The 19,070-nt window shown below is 40.9% G+C and carries 18 protein-coding genes; 15 read left to right on the top strand and 3 right to left on the bottom strand.

The window, feature by feature from the left end; all coding sequences use genetic code 11:
• The first annotated feature begins 142 nt into the window (after nt 1–142).
• The 7 genes from FILTAD_RS03745 to FILTAD_RS03715 all read left to right on the top strand — a co-directional run bounded on the left by FILTAD_RS03745 (nt 143) and on the right by FILTAD_RS03715 (nt 8,083).
• Nucleotides 143–1,042 (top strand): DMT family transporter, encoded by a 900-nt coding sequence (locus tag FILTAD_RS03745; RefSeq protein ID WP_124069179.1) that lies wholly within the window; start codon nt 143–145, stop codon nt 1,040–1,042.
• Nucleotides 1,043–1,434: 392 nt separating this feature from the next.
• Complete coding sequence (locus FILTAD_RS03740) at nt 1,435–2,841, top strand: MBL fold metallo-hydrolase (protein ID WP_124069178.1); 1,407 nt, start codon at nt 1,435–1,437, stop codon at nt 2,839–2,841.
• Nucleotides 2,842–3,243: 402 nt separating this feature from the next.
• Complete coding sequence (locus tag FILTAD_RS03735; protein ID WP_124069177.1) at nt 3,244–4,446, top strand: MalY/PatB family protein; 1,203 nt, start codon at nt 3,244–3,246, stop codon at nt 4,444–4,446.
• Nucleotides 4,446–5,846 (top strand): L-cystine transporter, encoded by a 1,401-nt coding sequence (locus tag FILTAD_RS03730; protein ID WP_124069176.1) that lies wholly within the window; start codon nt 4,446–4,448, stop codon nt 5,844–5,846. Before FILTAD_RS03735 ends, FILTAD_RS03730 begins: the two co-directional genes overlap by 1 nt.
• A 118-nt stretch (nt 5,847–5,964) precedes the next feature.
• Complete coding sequence (locus tag FILTAD_RS03725) at nt 5,965–6,855, top strand: LysR family transcriptional regulator (RefSeq protein WP_124069175.1); 891 nt, start codon at nt 5,965–5,967, stop codon at nt 6,853–6,855.
• 38 nt (nt 6,856–6,893) lie between these two features.
• Nucleotides 6,894–7,700 carry a hypothetical protein gene (locus FILTAD_RS03720; protein ID WP_124069174.1) on the top strand — a complete coding sequence of 269 codons (807 nt, stop codon included), beginning with the start codon at nt 6,894–6,896 and terminating at the stop codon, nt 7,698–7,700.
• A gap of 47 nt (nt 7,701–7,747) precedes the next feature.
• Nucleotides 7,748–8,083: a hypothetical protein gene (locus FILTAD_RS03715; protein ID WP_124069173.1), complete on the top strand. Its 336-nt coding sequence runs from the start codon at nt 7,748–7,750 to the stop codon at nt 8,081–8,083.
• Nucleotides 8,084–8,180: 97 nt separating this feature from the next.
• On the opposite strand, the gene FILTAD_RS03710 is transcribed toward FILTAD_RS03715, so the two are convergent.
• On the bottom strand, nt 8,181–9,206 hold the full coding sequence (locus FILTAD_RS03710; RefSeq protein ID WP_124069172.1) for a DUF4179 domain-containing protein: 1,026 nt from the start codon (nt 9,204–9,206) through the stop codon (nt 8,181–8,183).
• Complete coding sequence (locus tag FILTAD_RS03705; protein WP_124069171.1) at nt 9,203–9,766, bottom strand: sigma-70 family RNA polymerase sigma factor; 564 nt, start codon at nt 9,764–9,766, stop codon at nt 9,203–9,205. Before FILTAD_RS03705 ends, FILTAD_RS03710 begins: the two co-directional genes overlap by 4 nt.
• Before the next feature lie 446 nt (nt 9,767–10,212).
• On the opposite strand from FILTAD_RS03705, the gene FILTAD_RS03700 reads away from it, so the two are divergent.
• The 7 genes from FILTAD_RS03700 to FILTAD_RS03670 all read left to right on the top strand — a co-directional run bounded on the left by FILTAD_RS03700 (nt 10,213) and on the right by FILTAD_RS03670 (nt 16,765).
• Nucleotides 10,213–10,938, top strand: a complete 726-nt coding sequence (locus FILTAD_RS03700) for a MerR family transcriptional regulator (protein ID WP_124069170.1) — start codon at nt 10,213–10,215, stop codon at nt 10,936–10,938.
• A 175-nt stretch (nt 10,939–11,113) separates the two neighbouring features.
• Complete coding sequence (locus FILTAD_RS03695; protein ID WP_124069169.1) at nt 11,114–12,715, top strand: M20/M25/M40 family metallo-hydrolase; 1,602 nt, start codon at nt 11,114–11,116, stop codon at nt 12,713–12,715.
• 199 nt (nt 12,716–12,914) lie between these two features.
• Nucleotides 12,915–13,244 carry an antibiotic biosynthesis monooxygenase gene (locus FILTAD_RS03690; protein ID WP_124069168.1) on the top strand — a complete coding sequence of 110 codons (330 nt, stop codon included), beginning with the start codon at nt 12,915–12,917 and terminating at the stop codon, nt 13,242–13,244.
• 111 nt (nt 13,245–13,355) lie between these two features.
• A complete protein-coding gene (locus FILTAD_RS03685) occupies nt 13,356–14,057 on the top strand; it encodes a response regulator transcription factor (RefSeq protein ID WP_124069167.1) in 702 nt (233 codons plus the stop codon).
• On the top strand, nt 14,047–15,408 hold the full coding sequence (locus FILTAD_RS03680; RefSeq protein ID WP_124069166.1) for a HAMP domain-containing sensor histidine kinase: 1,362 nt from the start codon (nt 14,047–14,049) through the stop codon (nt 15,406–15,408). The genes FILTAD_RS03685 and FILTAD_RS03680 overlap by 11 nt, the downstream gene beginning before the upstream one ends.
• 38 nt (nt 15,409–15,446) lie before the next feature.
• A complete protein-coding gene (locus FILTAD_RS03675; protein WP_160117555.1) occupies nt 15,447–16,139 on the top strand; it encodes a PepSY domain-containing protein in 693 nt (230 codons plus the stop codon).
• A gap of 89 nt (nt 16,140–16,228) precedes the next feature.
• On the top strand, nt 16,229–16,765 hold the full coding sequence (locus FILTAD_RS03670) for a PepSY domain-containing protein (protein WP_124069164.1): 537 nt from the start codon (nt 16,229–16,231) through the stop codon (nt 16,763–16,765).
• 59 nt (nt 16,766–16,824) lie between these two features.
• On the opposite strand, the gene FILTAD_RS03665 is transcribed toward FILTAD_RS03670, so the two are convergent.
• The gene (locus tag FILTAD_RS03665; protein ID WP_124069163.1) at nt 16,825–17,559 is read right to left on the bottom strand and encodes an MBL fold metallo-hydrolase; all 735 of its coding nucleotides are present in this window, start codon (nt 17,557–17,559) and stop codon (nt 16,825–16,827) included.
• A gap of 220 nt (nt 17,560–17,779) precedes the next feature.
• Here FILTAD_RS03665 and FILTAD_RS03660 point away from each other — a divergent pair, with 220 nt between their 5' ends.
• On the top strand, nt 17,780–18,760 hold the full coding sequence (locus FILTAD_RS03660) for a nuclease-related domain-containing protein (RefSeq protein ID WP_124069162.1): 981 nt from the start codon (nt 17,780–17,782) through the stop codon (nt 18,758–18,760).
• The last annotated feature ends 310 nt before the right edge of the window (nt 18,761–19,070 follow it).

Below are 19,070 nucleotides of genomic sequence, written 5' to 3'. Positions count from 1 at the left end.
TAAACATGGAAAGTCAAACCGTTAGAGTGACTTATTTGAAAAAAGGTATTGCCTGTTTACTCGGAATACGGGATGATAAGTTAGATTGCTAAAGATACACAATCAAGTGAATACTTTTTAGGTACATATAGTGGAGGGGCATATGCGAAAATACTTTGGTGAAATAGGTCTATTAATTACGGCGATTATATGGGGCAGCGGATTTGTTGCGAGTGCTGTATCCCTGGATTATTATACGCCCTATCAAATTTTAGAAGGCAGGTTTTTAATCGGTGCACTCCTTTTAAGTGTTATTTTCCACAAAAAGTTGAAGGGGATAAAGAAAAGCACACTTGCAAAAGGTGCGTTGCTAGGTACGTTTTTATATATCGCATTCGCTCTCCAAACAATAGGATTACAATACACGACGCCCTCAAAGAATGCCTTTTTAACATCGGTGAATGTTATTATTGTTCCTTTCATCGGTTTCATCCTTTATAAAAAGAAAATCAATCTGTTTGAACTCTGCGGTGCGGTTCTAGCGATGCTAGGTGTTGCAGTACTGTCACTTAAACTAACTTCGGAAATAAATAGCGGGGATTTGCTTACATTGGGCTGTGCAGTTGCGTTTGCATTCCATATTTTTTATACCTCGAAATATGTGAAGGATGAGGACCCGGTTCTATTGACACTTATTCAAATGGCCGTAGCTACAGGAATAGGGTTCATTGTCGTAGTTGCCAAAGGAGAAATGTCCTTTTCAGTAGAATCGGCAGGTTTTGTCCCGCTCATTTACTTGGGCATTTTCTCTACGACACTCGGATTTCTTTTACAGACGGTCGCCCAGAAATTCATAACAGAAACAAAGGCCGCGATCATTCTTTCCACCGAATCCTTTTGGGGGATGGTGTTTTCAGTTGTCATTTTAAGTGAAGTATTGACTTTCAAAATAATAGTCGGTGCAATGCTTATACTAAGTGCAATAGTTATATCGGAAACGAAATTAAGCTTTATCAAAAAAATAAAATTGAAGAAAGTGGCTACAAAACCGCCTTTACTGTAGGCGCTAATTGAGAGGGAAGCAGGGGTGGATCCGTTAACGAAATTCAGCTTTTAATTGAAATAGCAGAAGAAAGTCTTCCGAATACGAAGACTTTCTTTTTTTGTTGAAGAAAAAATCCGTAGATAATCATGGACTTTGATTGCTTGAGTAATTGGCAACAATCACTATCCCTTATACCCTATAATATAATTTAATTATCCAAAACTCTTAAAGTGCGTTAAGATAGATTAAATTAATAGAATCTTACTCCTATTATATTTAAATGAATAGAAAGAAATATGGATGACTTCTACAAAGCTATGTAATCGTTTTCAACAAAGAATCTATTAGTATGGCTTATAGAGAATTCCATCAATTAGGAATTAAAAATAATTTTATGGAGGTAAATTAATATGTTTTTTCGTTCATTTTTCGATGAAAACTTAGCTCATATGTCTTATTTGGTTGGTTGTCAAAAAACAGGAGAAGCCATTGTAATTGACCCAGCTCGCAGTATTGAATCTTATCTAAAAACGGCGAAAAGGGAAAGATTAAAAATAGTAGCGGTTGCCGAAACACATATTCATGCTGATTTTCTTTCCGGCTCTAGAGAAATTGCGAAGCATTGCGGTGCAACTGTGTATGTATCGGATGAAGGAGATGAAAATTGGAAATACCATCAGGTGGAAGGGGTCAACTATACGTTACTTACAGATAACTGCATATTTAAAGTAGGCCATATTGAATTCCAGGTTATGCATACAGCCGGTCATACACCAGAGAGTATTTCATTTGTTTTAACGGATATAGGGGGCGGTTCTTCTCATCCGATGGGTATTTTCACAGGAGATTTCGTATTTGTTGGTGAAATTGGCAGACCAGATCTGCTCGAGAAGGCAGCAGGTGTTAGGGGTTCCGCCGCCACCGGTGCACGTCAAATGTTCGAATCGGTGCAGAAGTTCAAACAACTGCCAGACTTCCTTCAGGTTTGGCCAGCTCACGGTGCCGGGAGTGCCTGTGGTAAATCACTTGGAGCGGTTCCAATGTCCACGGTTGGCTATGAAAAGTTAAACAATTGGGCTTTGTTGGAGGAGAATGAGGAAAAGTTTGTAGAGACTTTGTTGTCAGGTCAATCTACCCCTCCCAACTACTTCTCGATGATGAAAAAGCTGAACAAAATTGGACCACCGGTAGTGAATGAAGCAGATATCACTGGACTGGAAACAGTAGATGAAATGGAAAGGTTTGAAGCTAACACGATTTTGTTAGATACGAGAAGAGCGGCAGAATTTGCAAAGGCGCATTGTAAGGGGGCAATCAACATCCCGTTCAATCAAACCTTTACAAATTGGGCAGGGGAGCTAATTGGTTATGAACAGGATATTATTCTTATCGCGATGGAAAACAAACTAAAAGCGATAATGGAGAGTTTAGCTTCAATCGGTTTGGATCGTGTTGTTGCTTTCATTGAGCCATCAGTTGTACTCGCAACGGAAAAAGACCCGGAAAGTTACGGGGAAGTGAATGTTCAACAGTTGCAGGATATATTGAATGATGATGACTATTATTTGATTGATGTACGAAACCAATCGGAGTGGGATGCAGGCAAAATTGAAGGCGCCACCCATAAGCCGCTTAGTCAATTGGTAAATCTTCTGGATGATTTGCCTAAGGGGAAGACATACCTCGTTCAATGTCAATCTGGTGTACGTTCAGCTATCGCCACGAGTCTGATGCAAGCAAATGGTTATAAAGATGTGAAAAATGTAAAAGGCGGCTACATAGCATGGAAAAAAGAAAAGTTTCCAGTCAACGTTTAACTTAATTCAGCAGAAGTCCCCCACTTCCATAAGTGGCGGGATGAATGCTGGATATGCATTCAATTCAGTAGGGGTTCAAACCCCTGCTGAATAGGGGATCTCAGACTAAGAACGCCGCGTCCTGCGGCAATGTCTGAGTGACCAACATCCTGTTGGCCCAAGCCTCCGGCGGATGTCACAGATTTTTAAGGGAGAAGAAAGGCAACCTAAGTTCGCCGCATCCTGCGGCAAAGGTTGCATACCTGCGTCCTGCAGGCACAAGCTCAATTCAAAATCTGGACGCAATCACGCCGAGGCGCGATTGATAGAGTAGTTACCGATCATACAACCAAGTTGAACGTTTCGGATAGTTCTATGGGTTCTGGTAGTGGTTAATGAAAATACAAACTGGAGGTTTTTTGAATGACACATAACTTTGATAAAGTAATCAATCGATACAATACGAATTCAGTAAAATGGGATCACACAGAAAAACTATTTGGCCAGACAGACATTCTCCCGATGTGGATTGCCGATATGGACTTTGCATCTCCAAAACCTGTTGTGGATGCACTGAAAGAAAGAGCGGAACATGGAGTGTTTGGCTATACTTCTAGATCAAATGATTATTTCGGTGCATTTATTGACTGGGTGGAAAGACGTCACGATTGGGCCATTCAAAAACGGTGGATTCGCTGTACGCCAGGGATTATGCCTGCACTAAGTATGGCTATCCAATCCTTCACAAGTGAACGAGATAAAATTATTATTCAAACGCCTGTGTACACGCCATTCATGGAAGTTATTGAAAAAAACAACCGTGAGGTCGTGTTAAATCCACTCAAGCTTGTAAATGAAAGGTATGAGATGGATTTCGCAGACTTGGAAAAAGTAGCCCAGAACAAAGATGTGAAGATGATTATTTTATGTAACCCGCATAATCCGGCCGGGAGGGTTTGGTCGAAAGAAGAGTTAAGTAGACTCGGGGAAATATGCATAGAAAATAACGTATTGGTCATATCTGACGAAGCTCATTTCGATATTGTTTATAAAGGGTATACCCATACCCCTTTTGCAAGTATTTCTGAAGAGTTTTCTGAGTACTCCGTTACCTGTACAGCACCAAGTAAAACGTTCAATCTTGCTGGTGTTCAAATGGCAAATATTATTATTCCGAATAAAGAATTACGGGATTCGTTTACAAAAATCATTGACAGGCTCCATTTAGGATTATCCAATACTTTTGGTGTGACTGCAGTTGAAAATGCGTACAAATACGGGGAAGAGTGGTTGGATCAATTTTTGGAATATCTAGAAGGCAATCTAACTTTTTTAACAGAGTTTATCGAAACAAACTTGAAGGAAATCAAAGTTATTCCTCCCGAAGGGACATATCTTGCTTGGTTAGACTGTCGAGCACTTGGGATGGACGCAAAAGAGCTTGAGAACTTTTTCCGCAAAGAGGCCAAGGTAGCATTTGATGAAGGATATACATTTGGCCTGGGCGGCGAAGGATTTACGAGGGTGAACATGGCCTGCCCACGGCACGTTTTGGAAGAAGGATTGCGAAGAGTGGAGAAAGCGGTAAATGAATACCTAATAAAAGAAGGAGAGGCGGTCCATTAATGGAAACATTCCATATTATTTTAGTCATCGCATTGTTCCTGGCCATGTGTGCGGTATTGTTCTATATGCAAAAAAAGTTTGTATCGTTTTCTAAACGTGTGTTACTTGCATTGGTAGTTGGGATTGTATACGGCCTTGCCCTACAGTTCATCTATGGACAATCATCTTTCATTATTAGTGAATCGGCGGAATGGATTAATATTGCCGGGAATGGGTTTATAACATTATTAAGAATGCTCGTCATGCCTTTAGTATTCTTTGCAATCTTATCGGCATTTACTAAATCGAAGCTTGCTAATGACTTCGGTAAAATTGGCGGCTTGGTAATAGCGATGTTGGCTGGAACTGTCGCAATTGCTGCTGCGGTAGGGATCTTCTCAGCGGGTATTTTCCAATTGGAAGGAATGGAGATTACACAAGGTGAAGCGGAAATGTCTGCTATAGCAGGACATGGAGACAAACTGGATACGTTAAATGAAATGACGATTCCAGGTAAGATTGTGTCAATGTTACCAAGTAATATTTTCAGTGATTTGACAGAAGCTCGACCTACATCTGTTATTTCAGTCGTAATCTTTGCCTCAATATTAGGAATGGCCTTTATGGGCGTAAAAAGGAAAGAACCTGAGCAAGCCAAGCTGTTTGCATCAATAGTAGAGGCTATTTTTACAGTTGTAATGCGAGTCGTCACACTTATTTTACGTCTAACCCCGTATGGGATATTGGCATTAATGGTAAATAAGGCCGCGACCAGTGACTTAGTCGCCTTTTGGAATTTAGGGAAGTTTATCGTAGCGTCTTACCTTGCGATATTCATTATGTTCTTAGTTCACTTACTGCTGATTAGAATGGTAGGTTTAAATCCAATTACATTCATCAAAAAGATAATGCCGGTTCTGATATTCGCTTTCTCATCTAGATCCAGTGCAGGAACTTTACCTTTGAATGTAAGCACACAGAAGAAAAGCTTAGGCGTTTCTGAAGGGATTGCGGATATATCAGGAGCATTTGGTATAACAATTGGTCAAAATGGATGCGCTGGAATCTACCCCGCGATGCTTGCGATTATGGTAGCACCTACGGTAGGAATTGATCCGTTTACACCTTCGTTTATAGCTATGTTACTCGTCACCGTGGTTATTGGTTCATTCGGTATTGCGGGCGTTGGAGGCGGGGCAACATTTGCTGGACTAATCGTCTTATCAACGATGAACTTGCCTGTTGCGATTGTCGGATTACTTATTTCGATAGAACCACTCATAGACATGGCGCGTACTGCATTAAACGTTAGCGGAACCATGACGACGGGTGTCATAACTAGTAAAATAACAAAACAACTGGATGAAGAAATTTTTAATAGTAAAGAGGAACAAGTTATCGGAGAGGTTGCTCAAAACTAAAATAAGTAAATGCCTGTTGCATACCCTAACTATGCAACAGGCATTTTTCTATGGAGTAAACTATCATGGTATGATAAGGGCATACAAGAGGACTGAACAGGTTAGGGAGTGACTATCATTGAAAAAGGAAAGTTTAGTAATGTTTTGCCGAGTAATTGAGGAAGGAAGCATCAGTCAAGCTGCTCGGATTAGTTTTGTCTCACAACCAGCGGTCACCAGTCAAATTCGTCAGTTGGAAAAACATTATGGTGTTGCGTTGTTTGATAGAACCGGCGGAAAACTAATGCTTACAGAAGCTGGATCCACACTTTACCCTTACGCGAAGGAGATTATCGATTACTATAAACGATCTGAAGAGGCTGTAAATGGTATTGCAAATCAAGATGCGGCCACATTGAATATAGGAGCAAGCCTTACAATCGGTGATTATCTTCTTCCAAGTATACTGGGGAAATTTCAAAGAGAGCATGAAAATGTAAAACTGAATATTACAATCGGAAATACCCCGAACACTTTGGCTAGTTTAGAAAATCGCGATATTGATATCGCGTTAATAGAAGGTATCGTGTCACATGATGATTTTCAAATCAAGAAATTTGGAGAAGATGAACTTATCCTAATTACTTCAAGTAATCATCGATGGAATGATAAAAATGAGATAAATATAGAAGAACTGGTTGAAGAAAAAATGATTTTTAGAGAAGAAAATGCAGGTATTAGAAAAATTGTGGAAAGTATATTAGAGAAAAATAATATTTTAGATAAAGTGAAAAGTCGTGTGGAACTCGGTAGTACCCAATCCATTAAAAGTGCGGTAGAAGCAGGATTGGGTATTAGTATTGTACCTAAGTTGTCTGTGAAAAAAGAACTTGAACTAGGCGTTTTAAAACATGTGTCAATTTCTGGAGTGCATATTATCAGGGACTTATGGTTAGTTGAAATCCCATCGAGGTTTCCTAAGAAAAGTTTAAATGTATTCATAAAATATTTAAAAGAACAGATTAAGTGACAAGGACTATAGAGTGAAAGGGAGGATGGGTTTAAAGAATGAAGGAAGTTTACAAAAAAACGTCCATCGCAAGTTTTGCTTTCGGGATTGCGTTAGCGATATTCATTGTTTCTTATTATTTTCTCTTCTATAAACGCTTTTCAGAAGACAGGGAAATACTACTGACGACTGGTTTACTCATATTCTTTTCGCTTATAGCAGGATTTCATTATAAACGCGCATATGAAAAATTGAAGAATAAGATGATTGAACATGACACGGGTGTATTGGATTTGGAGAATCTGCATGAGTTGAACCTTCAACGGATTCCATCCTTTTTGCTGAAAATGGTCAACGTCGACTCATCTGGCAATCCCGTATTCAAAATTGAACCTTCAAAAGGCCAGCTGTCGAAGTGGCTGACCTTTTTTGAGTTATTCGAGAAGGGCTTTTTCATCCCAGTTACTTATTTGATTAAAGATATGAATGATCGGCAGATTGCCATAGTTGGCACCCTTAATACACTGAAGCGTGCTGAGCTTTCATTATCCAAACCGAATGGTGAATTAATCGCCACCTTCATTCAACAAACGTCAAAATCGATTCTCAAAAATAGGGGCACATTATACAATGCGGATGGAACGATTTGGCGGGAATTAGTAGCAAAAAGCATGGCGGGTGACATCGATGTGAAAGACGCAGAAGGGATGATAACAGCGTCCTATCGGTTCGGCATTTTTCCATACGCATTACATCCCGCGTTTCAAGCGACCGCCGACCATGAGCATGTCCATTTTGGTACGCATATTTCACCTGAGGAAAAGCTTGCGTATACGATGATCTTCTTTTTTTGGTTGAAGGGTTGAAAGTCATTAACAAAAGAGGGACTTGATTGGAAGAGGAGTGATTTGGTATGAAAAGAAAGTTATCCAGTATTGGATTAATGGCAGGTGTTTTATCCATAATTCCATGGATCATTTTTAGCTTCTTCAATCCTTACTTAAACCAAGTGGAAGGCGGAACAATCCTACTAACCTTCGGCATGTTGGTTTTGCCCTCCTGTTTGGCGATAGCTTCCTTTCTACTATCAAAAAAAGTTTTAATGTTAATTGCTTTCGCTTGGTCCTTGCCCATAAGTTTGTATCTTCTTATGGCCCCCGGTGTATTTCTGTTGTTTGGAGTCACCAGTTTCAGCTATCTTATCAGTTTTATTTTTATGATGAAATCGCCCAGGGGCTACAATCCATAATAAAACCAGCTTGCCAACCTCCAGGAGAGTGCAAGCTGGTTCTACTTGTTTGAATAAAGTCGAGATCCTCGTGTTAGACAAGGATAAACATAAAAACTTATCGTAAATCGATTAGTATTGGCTCCATTTCTTTTGTTTCCATACCTTTTCCTGATCCCAATGAAAAGTATATGGTTGGAACGATTTTAAGTGATTGTGCATTCGGATCTAAAGATTTGATTGTACCGCTCAATTTGTAAGATAATCCATCATCAGTGCTTTTTCCGCCATTTCCCTCAACTATATACGTATTTCCAAGATTATCTTGAATGGCGTCAAATTGAATGATGACATTTGGCCATTGCTTCAAAATATCCGCCTCCACAAATTGTTCATATCGAATGACCGTGGACATACCATTCTTTTCGAAAGAGTTGATTAGCATAGTGACGCCATGGTTCGTAACGGATTGATTGATCAGCTGTAGCTTACTATCAAGTTCTGGGAGCTTAAAATTAAATTGCCAATCTCCTTTGACCTCGGTATTTGCGTTATAATCCTTAAAGGCTAGGGGCTGCCAAGATACTTCCAGTTCATCAGGAACTGCTTTATTAAAATGCGGTGTTATTCTTTCAAGCCCTACATATGTCGAGTCGCTAATTTTTTGCAGAGAACCGGTAGCACCCATTCCACTAGCTCCTTTTATATCAAAGCTTGTTGACATACGAGGGCTGGTGCCTAAATCGATTTCTGTCTCAACAGCATATGAAACAGTTAGGGATGTACCATCAAATACTGCATTTTCAATCATCACGGAGACACCATTACTCGTTTGTAGTTGGCTGATGTCTGTTGCAAAGTCACCATAATTCTCATAAATTGTATCTTCGTCGTTAAAATAACTAATAATGTTTTGTAAAAAAGGAATTTGGGCGGCGAGTGTTGGAAATGTAAAACCAATTGTTGCAACAGTACTAACGACAATAATGGATGCTGCTAGTAGATGACGTAACCGTACCAATTTTTTCTTTTTTCGAGTTGCGAGTATATCGTTTTTAATAGAAGCCTTTTTAGAATCAGATAAGTTCATCGGTTCAATGTTTTCTATATCTAGGTCCAACCAGTCTTTATAACTGTTTGTCATATTAACCTCTCCCTTAATCGATTAGTAGTAGCTAGTCTCCTCTTACCACGGTAAAGTCGGTTTTCAACTGCTGCTTTGGATAGGTTTAGTGCTTCCGCAATTTCAATAGTGGATAGATGTAGGAAATATTTCATCATGAAAATATCACGATCAATAATCTCTAATTTACTGATTGCCAATAATAGATCATTCTTCGCCTCTTTTTTAACAAGTTGCTCCTCTAAATCCTCGTATTTGGATTTTTGTTCGAGTAAATCGTCACTGTATTCCCGCGCTTGTTGCTTTTCGAGTTTCCGAAATAGATCAATCGCCTTATATTTCGTTATCATTCCTATCCAATTCTTAAAGTCCTTTGATTCACCTTTAAATTGCCCTGCATTTTGCCAAACTGCCAAGAAAACATCATTCACGCATTCATCAATTGCGTCCATGCTTATTCCGGAGAGGACTTTATAAGCAATTGCATTTACGAAGGCTGAATAGTGCTCTATTACATACTCAAGCCCGTCTTCTTTTTGTTTTTGTAAACGTGTAACGAAATTTTTGGAATTACATCGCATTATCTAGTCTCCTTTATCCCGCATTAACGGGCAGTGAGATCCCCAACTTCGAGTCCTCGTGGAAAAAAGAAGAATAAGTGGGGAATCAACTGCCCGTAAAAGCCCGAATGGTTCAACTAACAATCCGTGGGGGATGGAGAAAACCCCCACGGATTGAAGTTTCACTTTATCTGAAAAGGCCTTTTCACTAACTATATCGAAGTAAGCTATAGAAAACTCTCAAATATTTTGTGGGTTACGTAGAAAATCATTTGTTTTTAAAGTTGGAATTATTGAGCGTGTAAAATACAATCCATTTTGTACGATATTCTTTCAAAGTGGTTATTTACATCTACTGAAATATGTAGATTCACGAATATCATTCATTAGCAAGAAATTCTCACTTGCCTATTGACTCTCACGTTACGTCATGCTTTATCGTTAGCAATTGAAGGGAGGCTTACATGATGAAAGTGAAAGAAGTATCCGAGTTGACCGGTGTCAGTGTGCGCACGTTGCATCATTATGATGAAATCGGTTTACTCGTACCGGACGCTTCGACGGAGGCGGGATATCGACTTTATTCGAACGATAATTTAGCAACGTTGCAGCAAATATTGTTTTTCCGTGAACTTGGATTTCCTTTGAAAAAGATTAAAGACTTACTAATGAGTGAGTCATTTAACAGGCTAGAGGCCTTTGAAATGCAGCGAAATATGCTGATTGAAAAGCGAAAGAAAATTGATCTGATGATCGATACAATCGAGAAAACAATACAACATGGGAAAGGGGACATATTAATGACAAACGAAGAGAAGTTTAAAGGGTTTGACTTTGGTCATAATCCGTATGAACAGGAAGCACGAGATCGCTGGGGTGACAAGACGGTTGATGATTCTAATAAAAAAGCCGCGCAATTCGGGCCTGAATTAGGAGGGGAAATGAACCGAATTTACTTCAAATTGGCCGAACTTCGTCATCTGTCGTCAGAATCTACCGAAGCACAAGATGCGATTGCCGAATGGTTTATACATCTCAATAAAATGGGCAACTATTCATTAGACGCATTCGCCGGCTTAGGCGAAATGTACGTGGCGGACGAACGGTTCACCAAAAACATCGACCAGTTCGGTGAAGGGCTTGCGGTATTTATGAAAGATGTGATGAAGGTTTACGCGGAGCGGAATGCATAATAGGAATAGCGAAGGCGTGGAAGAGGCGTAGTTGTCTCTTCTTCGTTTTTTATGTGCCAAATTTCTTGTTATATACAACTTTAAGACTCGGTTTTTAGACGTAAGTATGCTATTTTAAGAATAAGAAGAAAGTAAAGATTGCTAGCAGATTTTGTTGAATAAGGGGGAAACGGTGATGAGTGAATTAGTATGGGGTACGCCCTCTGAGCTACGGTCATTGTTATGTGAACTTGTAAGTTGGGATAGCCGGACGTTAACAGATGGAGAGCGTGCATTCGCTCCGAAAGTTGCTGATAAATTAAAAGAACTGGACTACTTTAAAAGTCATCCTGATCAGTTGGCATTGCATGATGCCGGTCTTGGAAGGCATGCGGTTACGGCTTTATATAAACAGCCCGATGCGACAGAGACGATTGTATTAATCAGCCATTTCGACACCGTTTGGACAGAGGAATACGGTACATTGGAGCCGTACGCCTTTCATCCCGAAGAACTGACAAAAAAATTAATGGATTATAAATCAGAATTACCTGATGATGCACGTGCTGATTTGGAGTCTGGGAATTATCTTTTCGGACGGGGTACGATGGATATGAAAATGGGACTTGCGCTTCATATGGCTTTGATTGAAAAAGCGAGTGTTGAAAGTTGGCCGATCAATCTCATTCTATTAACGGTTCCTGACGAAGAAGTGAATTCGACAGGGATGCGCACTGCCGTAAAAGAACTCGTTCTCCTGCGGGATGAGCATGCGCTTCAATATAAATTATTTTTAAATGGAGAGCCGACATTTTCACAAGAACCGGGCGACCCGAAAGAGTATGTATACTCGGGGACAATCGGTAAAATCATGCCAGCCGCATTGTTTTACGGAAAAGAGACGCATGTTGGGGAACCGATGAAAGGGATTACGGCAAACTATATCGCCTCTTTCCTGACGCAGCAAATGGAGTGGAACAATCTCTTCGAGGAAACATCCCATGGTGAAACGACGCCATTGCCCGTATCACTCCAACAAAAGGATTTGAAATCGGAATATTCGGCCCAGACACCATATCGCGCAGCTGCACTATACAACGTCTTTTTGATGAACCGGTCCGCCGCGGAAATCATGGATTTGTTCGAATTAACTGCATTGCGGTCAATGAGTGATTGCAACGCGGCATACCGTCAGATTTGCGACCGTGAAGGAGTCGATGTAGTTGGGGATATCCGCGTGATGCGTTATGAACAATTGCTTGTTTACGCGGAAGAAAAACTGGGCACAGAAGAAATAAACCGCTTGAAAAAAGAAACGACTGAAAACACGGATTGGGATGATCGTGAAAAGTCATTCCAAATTGTCGATTCATTAATGATTCGTTGTCAGGAACTTGCACCGGCAACAATTCTGCTTTACGCTCCGCCGTATTACCCGGCGGTCAATACGTCCGATGATCCACTAGTTACCAAGACCATTGAATTGATGAAAAAAACGGCCGCTTCACTCGGAACCAAAGTAGAGCAGATTCATTACTTCAACGGGATTTGCGATTTGAGCTATGTGCATTATAAGGATGAAGCATATGGCTGGACGGCCTTTGAACGTAACACGCCTGTATGGGGTGAAACGTACAGCATTCCATTTCCTGAAATGGCTGAACTTAATGCACCTGTCCTGAATGTAGGACCATTCGGAAAAGACGCCCACCAGCGCACGGAAAGGCTTCACATCGAAAGTGCATTTGTCCGATTGCCCGTCATGCTCGAAACACTTGTGAAAAGTATGATGGATTAGTTAAAAATTGTGGGGAGGCCTTCGTAAAGGAAGGTCTCTTTTTGTGCCATTAAATAAACCGGAAATAAGAGAATGCCCTCATTGACAGGGTCAAAGCCTGTGCGTATCATGAAGATAGTGAGAATAATTCTCATTATTTATATTATGAAAAACTCATTCAAGTTCATATTTTCTTTCACCGAATAAAGGAGGAAAAATAATGCAAATGATGAAAGCCGTCAACACAGTCCGCATTGAAAAAGGGAAAGTGGATGAAATACTTCCCCGTTTTAATACGCCGAAATCCGTTCACACATATGAAGGCTTTATTCTCATGGAAGTATTGAAGAAAGAGGATAGTCCCGAATACGACGTGTTGGAAATATGTACCACATGGCAAGACCGAAAGTTTTTCGATAAGTGGCGAGAAGCGAGGACCATTCGCAAAGCCGAAGAAAGAAAAAATGGTAAACAACCCGAAAAAGGACCAATTATTGACGCAGAACTTGCACTATATGAAGTCTCTTTTCAACATAACCCTGCTAAATAATCTGCCGGATAGTCCATTAATGGGCTATCCTTTTTATGTAGGCAGGTCAATAGCCATGTACTTGCTTTACTTCTGCTAGAATGGAGTAAAAAAGAAGTAGGGGTGTCTTGAATGAAAGAGCGGATCTTAATCATTGAAGATGAAGAGAATATCGCGCGTGTCCTACAACTTGAGCTTGAGTTCGAGGGGTATGAGACGGGTATTGCACATACAGGTACAGATGGACTTATCAAATATCGTGAACAAGGATGGAATCTTATTTTACTCGACTTGATGCTTCCAGGATTAAATGGACTTGATGTGCTACGTAGAATAAGAGCAACGGAAAATGAAACACCAGTTATTTTATTGACTGCAAAGGATGATATGGAAGATAAAGTGGCGGGACTGGATCTTGGAGCAAATGATTATGTGACAAAGCCTTTCGAAATTGAGGAATTACTTGCGCGGATTCGTTCAGCCATTAGATTTTCAAAGGTTTCAGTACATGGAAAGGATGAATTCTTCCATGAATTCGCAAGTCTCTCCATCCACGAACAAACACGTGAGGTGAAACGAAATGGTCGGTCAATCGATTTGACACCGCGAGAATATGACCTCATGCTTCATCTATTAAAGCATCCGAACCAAGTATTATCTCGCGAACAGTTACTTGATGCCGTTTGGGGATACGATTATTACGGAGATACGAATGTTGTTGATGTCTATATCCGATACATTCGGAAGAAAATTGATGCGGGTGAAAAAAGTACACTCATACAAACTGTCCGCGGCGTTGGGTATGTTTTGAAGGAACAAGTCAATGAAGCTTAAGACGAAAATTCACTTGTTTTCGACATTACTAATGCTTGTCATCCTTTCGCTGACAAACGTTGGAATCTATTTTCTTTTCGAAAAAATGGCTTACGACACGGAGTACAATCAGTTGCGAATGCAAGCAGAGGAGCTCACATCATCCCTTAGTAAAATGACCAGCCAGAACGATTCAGCAACCGTGTTACGTGCCTATATACCGCCAAACGGGGCCATTCGCGTCTTAGACTCGGAGGGGAAAGAAAAAGTAACTGTAGCGTCAGCAGAAGGTATTAAAAGTTTCAACCCTGTCATTAAGCAAGGAGAACGCTATTCAATCGATAAATTTGACGGTACCCCAGTCCTATCCTTACGCGTCCCAGGTATTTGGACAAACGGAGATGTGGTTGAATTGCAAATGATCCAGTTGCTGAATGATATGGAACAGAATTTAAATACGCTTGTGCTCATCCTTATCGGTGTGACGCTTGTAGCAATGATTCCGATCATCGTTTCAAGTATGGTTCTAGGCCGTATTGTTACGCGACCGATTGAAAAACTCATGAAAACAATGGCACAAAGTCGGAACGCTGGAACATATGGGAAAATAGTTGTTTCTGCTAATGAGAAAGACGAAATGGCACAAATGGGTAGGACATTCAACGAAATGATGGAACAGCTTGAGCTAAACTTTAAAAAGCAAGAGCAGTTCGTTTCAAACGCATCCCATGAATTGAAAACACCACTCACAGTCATTGAAAGCTACGCACGACTTCTTTCAAGACGTGGTTTCGATGACCGTTCGGTTGCGGAAGAGGCGGTCGGTGCGATTGTTGGTGAAGCGGTCCGGATGAAAGAAATGATTGAGCAAATGCTCCAACTAGCAAAAAATCATGAACAAAACGAAATTGATCTGAAGGAAATAAATCTTCGGGCATTAATCGAAAAAACGTTGCAACCGATGCGACAAGCGTATGCAAGGGAATTCATCCTTGAGGGGGACAGTCACGCAATCGCCGTCACTGATGCCGGGAAGTTAAGGCAGTTGTTATTCATTTTGCTTGATAATGCAAGGAAGTACAGTGAAAAAGAGATTAAAACGGTCATTACTGAAAGTGTTCATGGGTTCTCTGTTTTAATCACCGACTATGGTAACGGTATTCCGGCGGATGCTCTCCCACATATTTTTGATCGCTTCTATCGGGTTGATGAAGATCGCAATCGAAAAACAGGTGGTACGGGGCTTGGACTCGCCATTGCAAAAGAAATTGCAGATGGACTCGGTGCGGAACTGAAAATTGAAAGCATCGTAGGTATGGGGACGACAGTGGATCTTTTCATACCCAAAGAGGGGCCTCTCACCGATTTTTAATGTTGCGGGCGTATGGTAAGTGGAAGGAGGGGACCGGCGTGAAGATATTGAAGAGACCTTGGTTCATCCCAACTCTGTTGACTGTAGTTATTTTGGTGGCGGGGGGGGTATTTGTGGGAAGCCTAGTAACGAAGGAAGAGCTGTTGCCTGAAAGTGAAATCCAGGCACGCCTTGAAAACATTTATGGTGGAACTGTTAAGCAATTATCGATAAGGAACGAAGTTTATCATGCAGAAATGATTCGGGGAGAAGCAGTTTATTCCGCAACAATAGATGCAGTGACAGGCAGTATTCTATCGCTCGTTCAGACCGGGAAAACGGGGGATATATCAGGACAGCTACTTTTGGAAGCTGATGTACAAAAAGTTATAGCGGAGAAATATACCGGTACAACTAAACGCATTTCATTGGATAAAAGCGGAGACAAACCAGTGTATGAAGTAGAAATTGCTCAAAATAAAGAACTATTGGTAGTGGAAATTGATGGGCTATCAGGAGAAGTTATTTCTGAAAATGTAAAAGAAACAACAGTTGAACATGCCCTTATTACAAAAGAGCAGGCGGTTGAAATTGCTCTTGGACAATTAAAAGGTGAAGTGGAATACGTTACATTCGAAAAAACGAATGACGGGGGATATTACCTGATTGAAATCGACGGGGAAGACGAAGAGGCTGAAATTCAAATCCATGCAATTTCAGGGGAAATCCTGTCCACTACATGGGACGATTAATTTCTCTCATCAAATTCTAATAATCCTCACAATGTCCTCTCATCTACGTCGAATACAATTAAGATAACAACAAAAGGAGGAGATACAAGATGAAGAAATGGATGATGATTCCCGCATTGGCTGGTGTGGTTGCAATAGGTGGAGTTGCGGTGGCTACGAACGCGGAGCAAAGTTTAGCAGCGGAGCAAAAAGGTTTATTGACGATTGAGGAAATCGAAACGATTGCTGTAAAATCAGCCGGCGGTAAAGTAGTGGGAATTGAATTGGATCGGGAAAGATTGGGCGACGTCTATGAAGTCGAGGTTCAATCGGACGGTATTGAATACGACCTTGATATCGATGCGAAAACAGGTGAAGTATTGCGTACAGACAAAGACGACATGGATGATGACGACCAAGACGATAACGTCGTCCCCACGGATGTAAAGTTCATAACGCAGAAGGCCGCTACTGAAATTGCTATGAAACAAGCAAAAGGCACAGTTTCAAAAATCGTACTAGACAATGACGACGGCCGTGTAATTTACGAAATCGAAATTAAGGACGACACATATGAATACGACTTCGACATCGACGCAATTTCAGGTGAAGTCCTGGAATTCGAAAAAGATCGCGATGATGATTGAAGAATGAAGGGCTGTTCCTGAACAGTCCTTTTTCTTTATGAAAAAATGATTTATTTACTTTACACGTCGTATACTTTTCCAACTTCAGCAAGTTCAGTGGGGCCGTCAAATTCAGCAACAGCCGCATTGAGAATCTTTTTAATGTTTCCATGTAACGGCAAGTGGGTCAACACGAGTTGTTTCGATTCGGACAATTTTGCCAGTTTCCCAGCTTCGCTACCTGCCATATGCCCCGGTGATTTTCCGAGATGTTCTTCATACAAATTCGCTTCGCTAATTAAGAGATCAGTTCCGCGTGCAAAATCAACCAGTTCATCACGCCACCCTGTATCTGCAGTGAGTACGATTGAGCTGCCGCCGATGCTGAATTTCATTGCTAGACAATAAACAGGATGGATCGTCCGGCAAAAAGAGACCTCAAAAGGGCCGATTTGGACGACATCTTCTTCTGAAATTCCGATGCCTATTGTCTGATTTTGATAAGAAAGCTTGTCGAAGTTTTCCTGATCCTTCATATGTCCATAAATCGGTAGCGCGGGTGTCGGTTTACCTAAATAGAAATTAATTACCTTACTGAATTGCAGGCTACCCACATCTGCAATATGGTCCGCATGGTAATGGCTAATAACGACGGCGTCCAGTTTTTCTAGAGGTAAATAATTTTGTAATGAGGAAAGTACGCCGCTACCGCAATCAATTAAACAATGGAAGCCATCATGTTCAATCAAAAAAGAAGACGTTGCGCTATTCGCTTTCGGGTATCCACCCCAAATGCCGATGGGTATTATTTTCATTTGATAATCATCTCCTTTGTTATTGTTAGTGTACCGGGTAGAGGGGCTTTTGAAAAGTTAGATGGTGGGTTACACACTATTTTCATTACGTAATTAAAAGGTGCGTGTCGATGGAAAAGTTACGACTCGAAATTACAACTGAAAATTTGATCATCGTAATAGATTCTCTCAATCGGGCATGTTATAATTTAGCAGGATAGTTATAAACGAATGAAGGGGGATGGAGGAGTTAATTAGCAAGAAAAGGAAAGAACCGTTGCTGCTTGAAGGACTTGATGCGGCAATCAAGCGTCTTCCGATCGGACATAAGAGTTTACCTTCGATTGAATCGAAACTTGCTAGCCTCAAAGCCGGTTTTGGAGGGGAGCAACAACTGGACAAGGTTTTTGAGAATTACACCTTTCCAATGAAACATTGTTTGTTTCATGATATTTCACTTACATCAAGCACCCATTTTCAAATGGACACATTGTTTATAACCCCATTCTACGCAGTGATTTTTGAAGTGAAAAACATTACAGGTGATTTGAAAGTAACCGAAAATCCTCCACAACTTATACGTAAATTAGACACTGGACAAGTTAACGGTTTTAAAAGTCCCATTGCCCAGGTACAAAATAATTGCGAGTTGCTGCGTGACTGGTTGTACAGTCGGAATACCTCATTACCTATATATGGTGTAGTGGTTCTGGCATACGCAAAGCAACGCGTGGAATTGTTTGATACAAATGTTCCATTTCTTTACCCAAATACGGTCCCCACTTATATCCGCCAATTACCAACCGAGTCCCCAAAGTTGGATGACGAAACTTTTAAAAAGATAACGAATGATCTTTGCAATAGTCATCGCGAATTCACCCCACCACCAATCTGTATGACCTACCAGATTAAAAGGAATGAAATAAGGACGGGTGTCACCTGTCCATTTTGTAGCTTCTTTGGCATGAAAAAGTATATGAAAGGCTGGCGTTGCGAGGGTTGTAACAGTACAAGCCCCGATGCACATAAGCAAGCCGTTCGCGACTGGTTTCTACTCTTCGGTGGCAAGATGATGAATAAAGATTGCCGAAAGTTTCTTCATATTGAAAAACAACAAACTGCCAATCGCATAATGAAGAGCATGGAATTGTATACGGAAGGAGCCAATCGTAACCGAACATATAGAATGGATTTTAAAACGAAACATCGTGAGCGCACTTAATTATAAGTGCGCTTTTTATGTGGAGTTATAAAGGGCGGTGATAACCCGGTTCGGGCCGGTGGCAAAGTGCGTGAAGGCGGTGATAACTATTTGAGTCGGTGATAACCTGGTTCGTGCCGGTGATAAAGTGCGTGAAGGTGGTGATAACTATTTGAGCCGGTGATAAAGTGCCTCATGGCGGTGATAACCTGGTTCGTGCCGGTGATAAAGTGCGTGAAGGCGGTGATAACTATTTGAGTCGGTGATAAAGTGCCTCTTATAGACATATACGAGCCAACTAGCCGTTTAGGAGTGGCGGATGCCGGGGTGG

Origin of the sequence: Filibacter tadaridae (assembly GCF_900609045.1) — a bacterium.
In the GTDB taxonomy this organism is placed as follows: Bacteria; Bacillota; Bacilli; order Bacillales_A; family Planococcaceae; genus Sporosarcina; species Sporosarcina tadaridae.
Note: the sequence above shows the minus strand (reverse complement) of the source record. Positions and strands in the feature narration are given on the sequence as shown.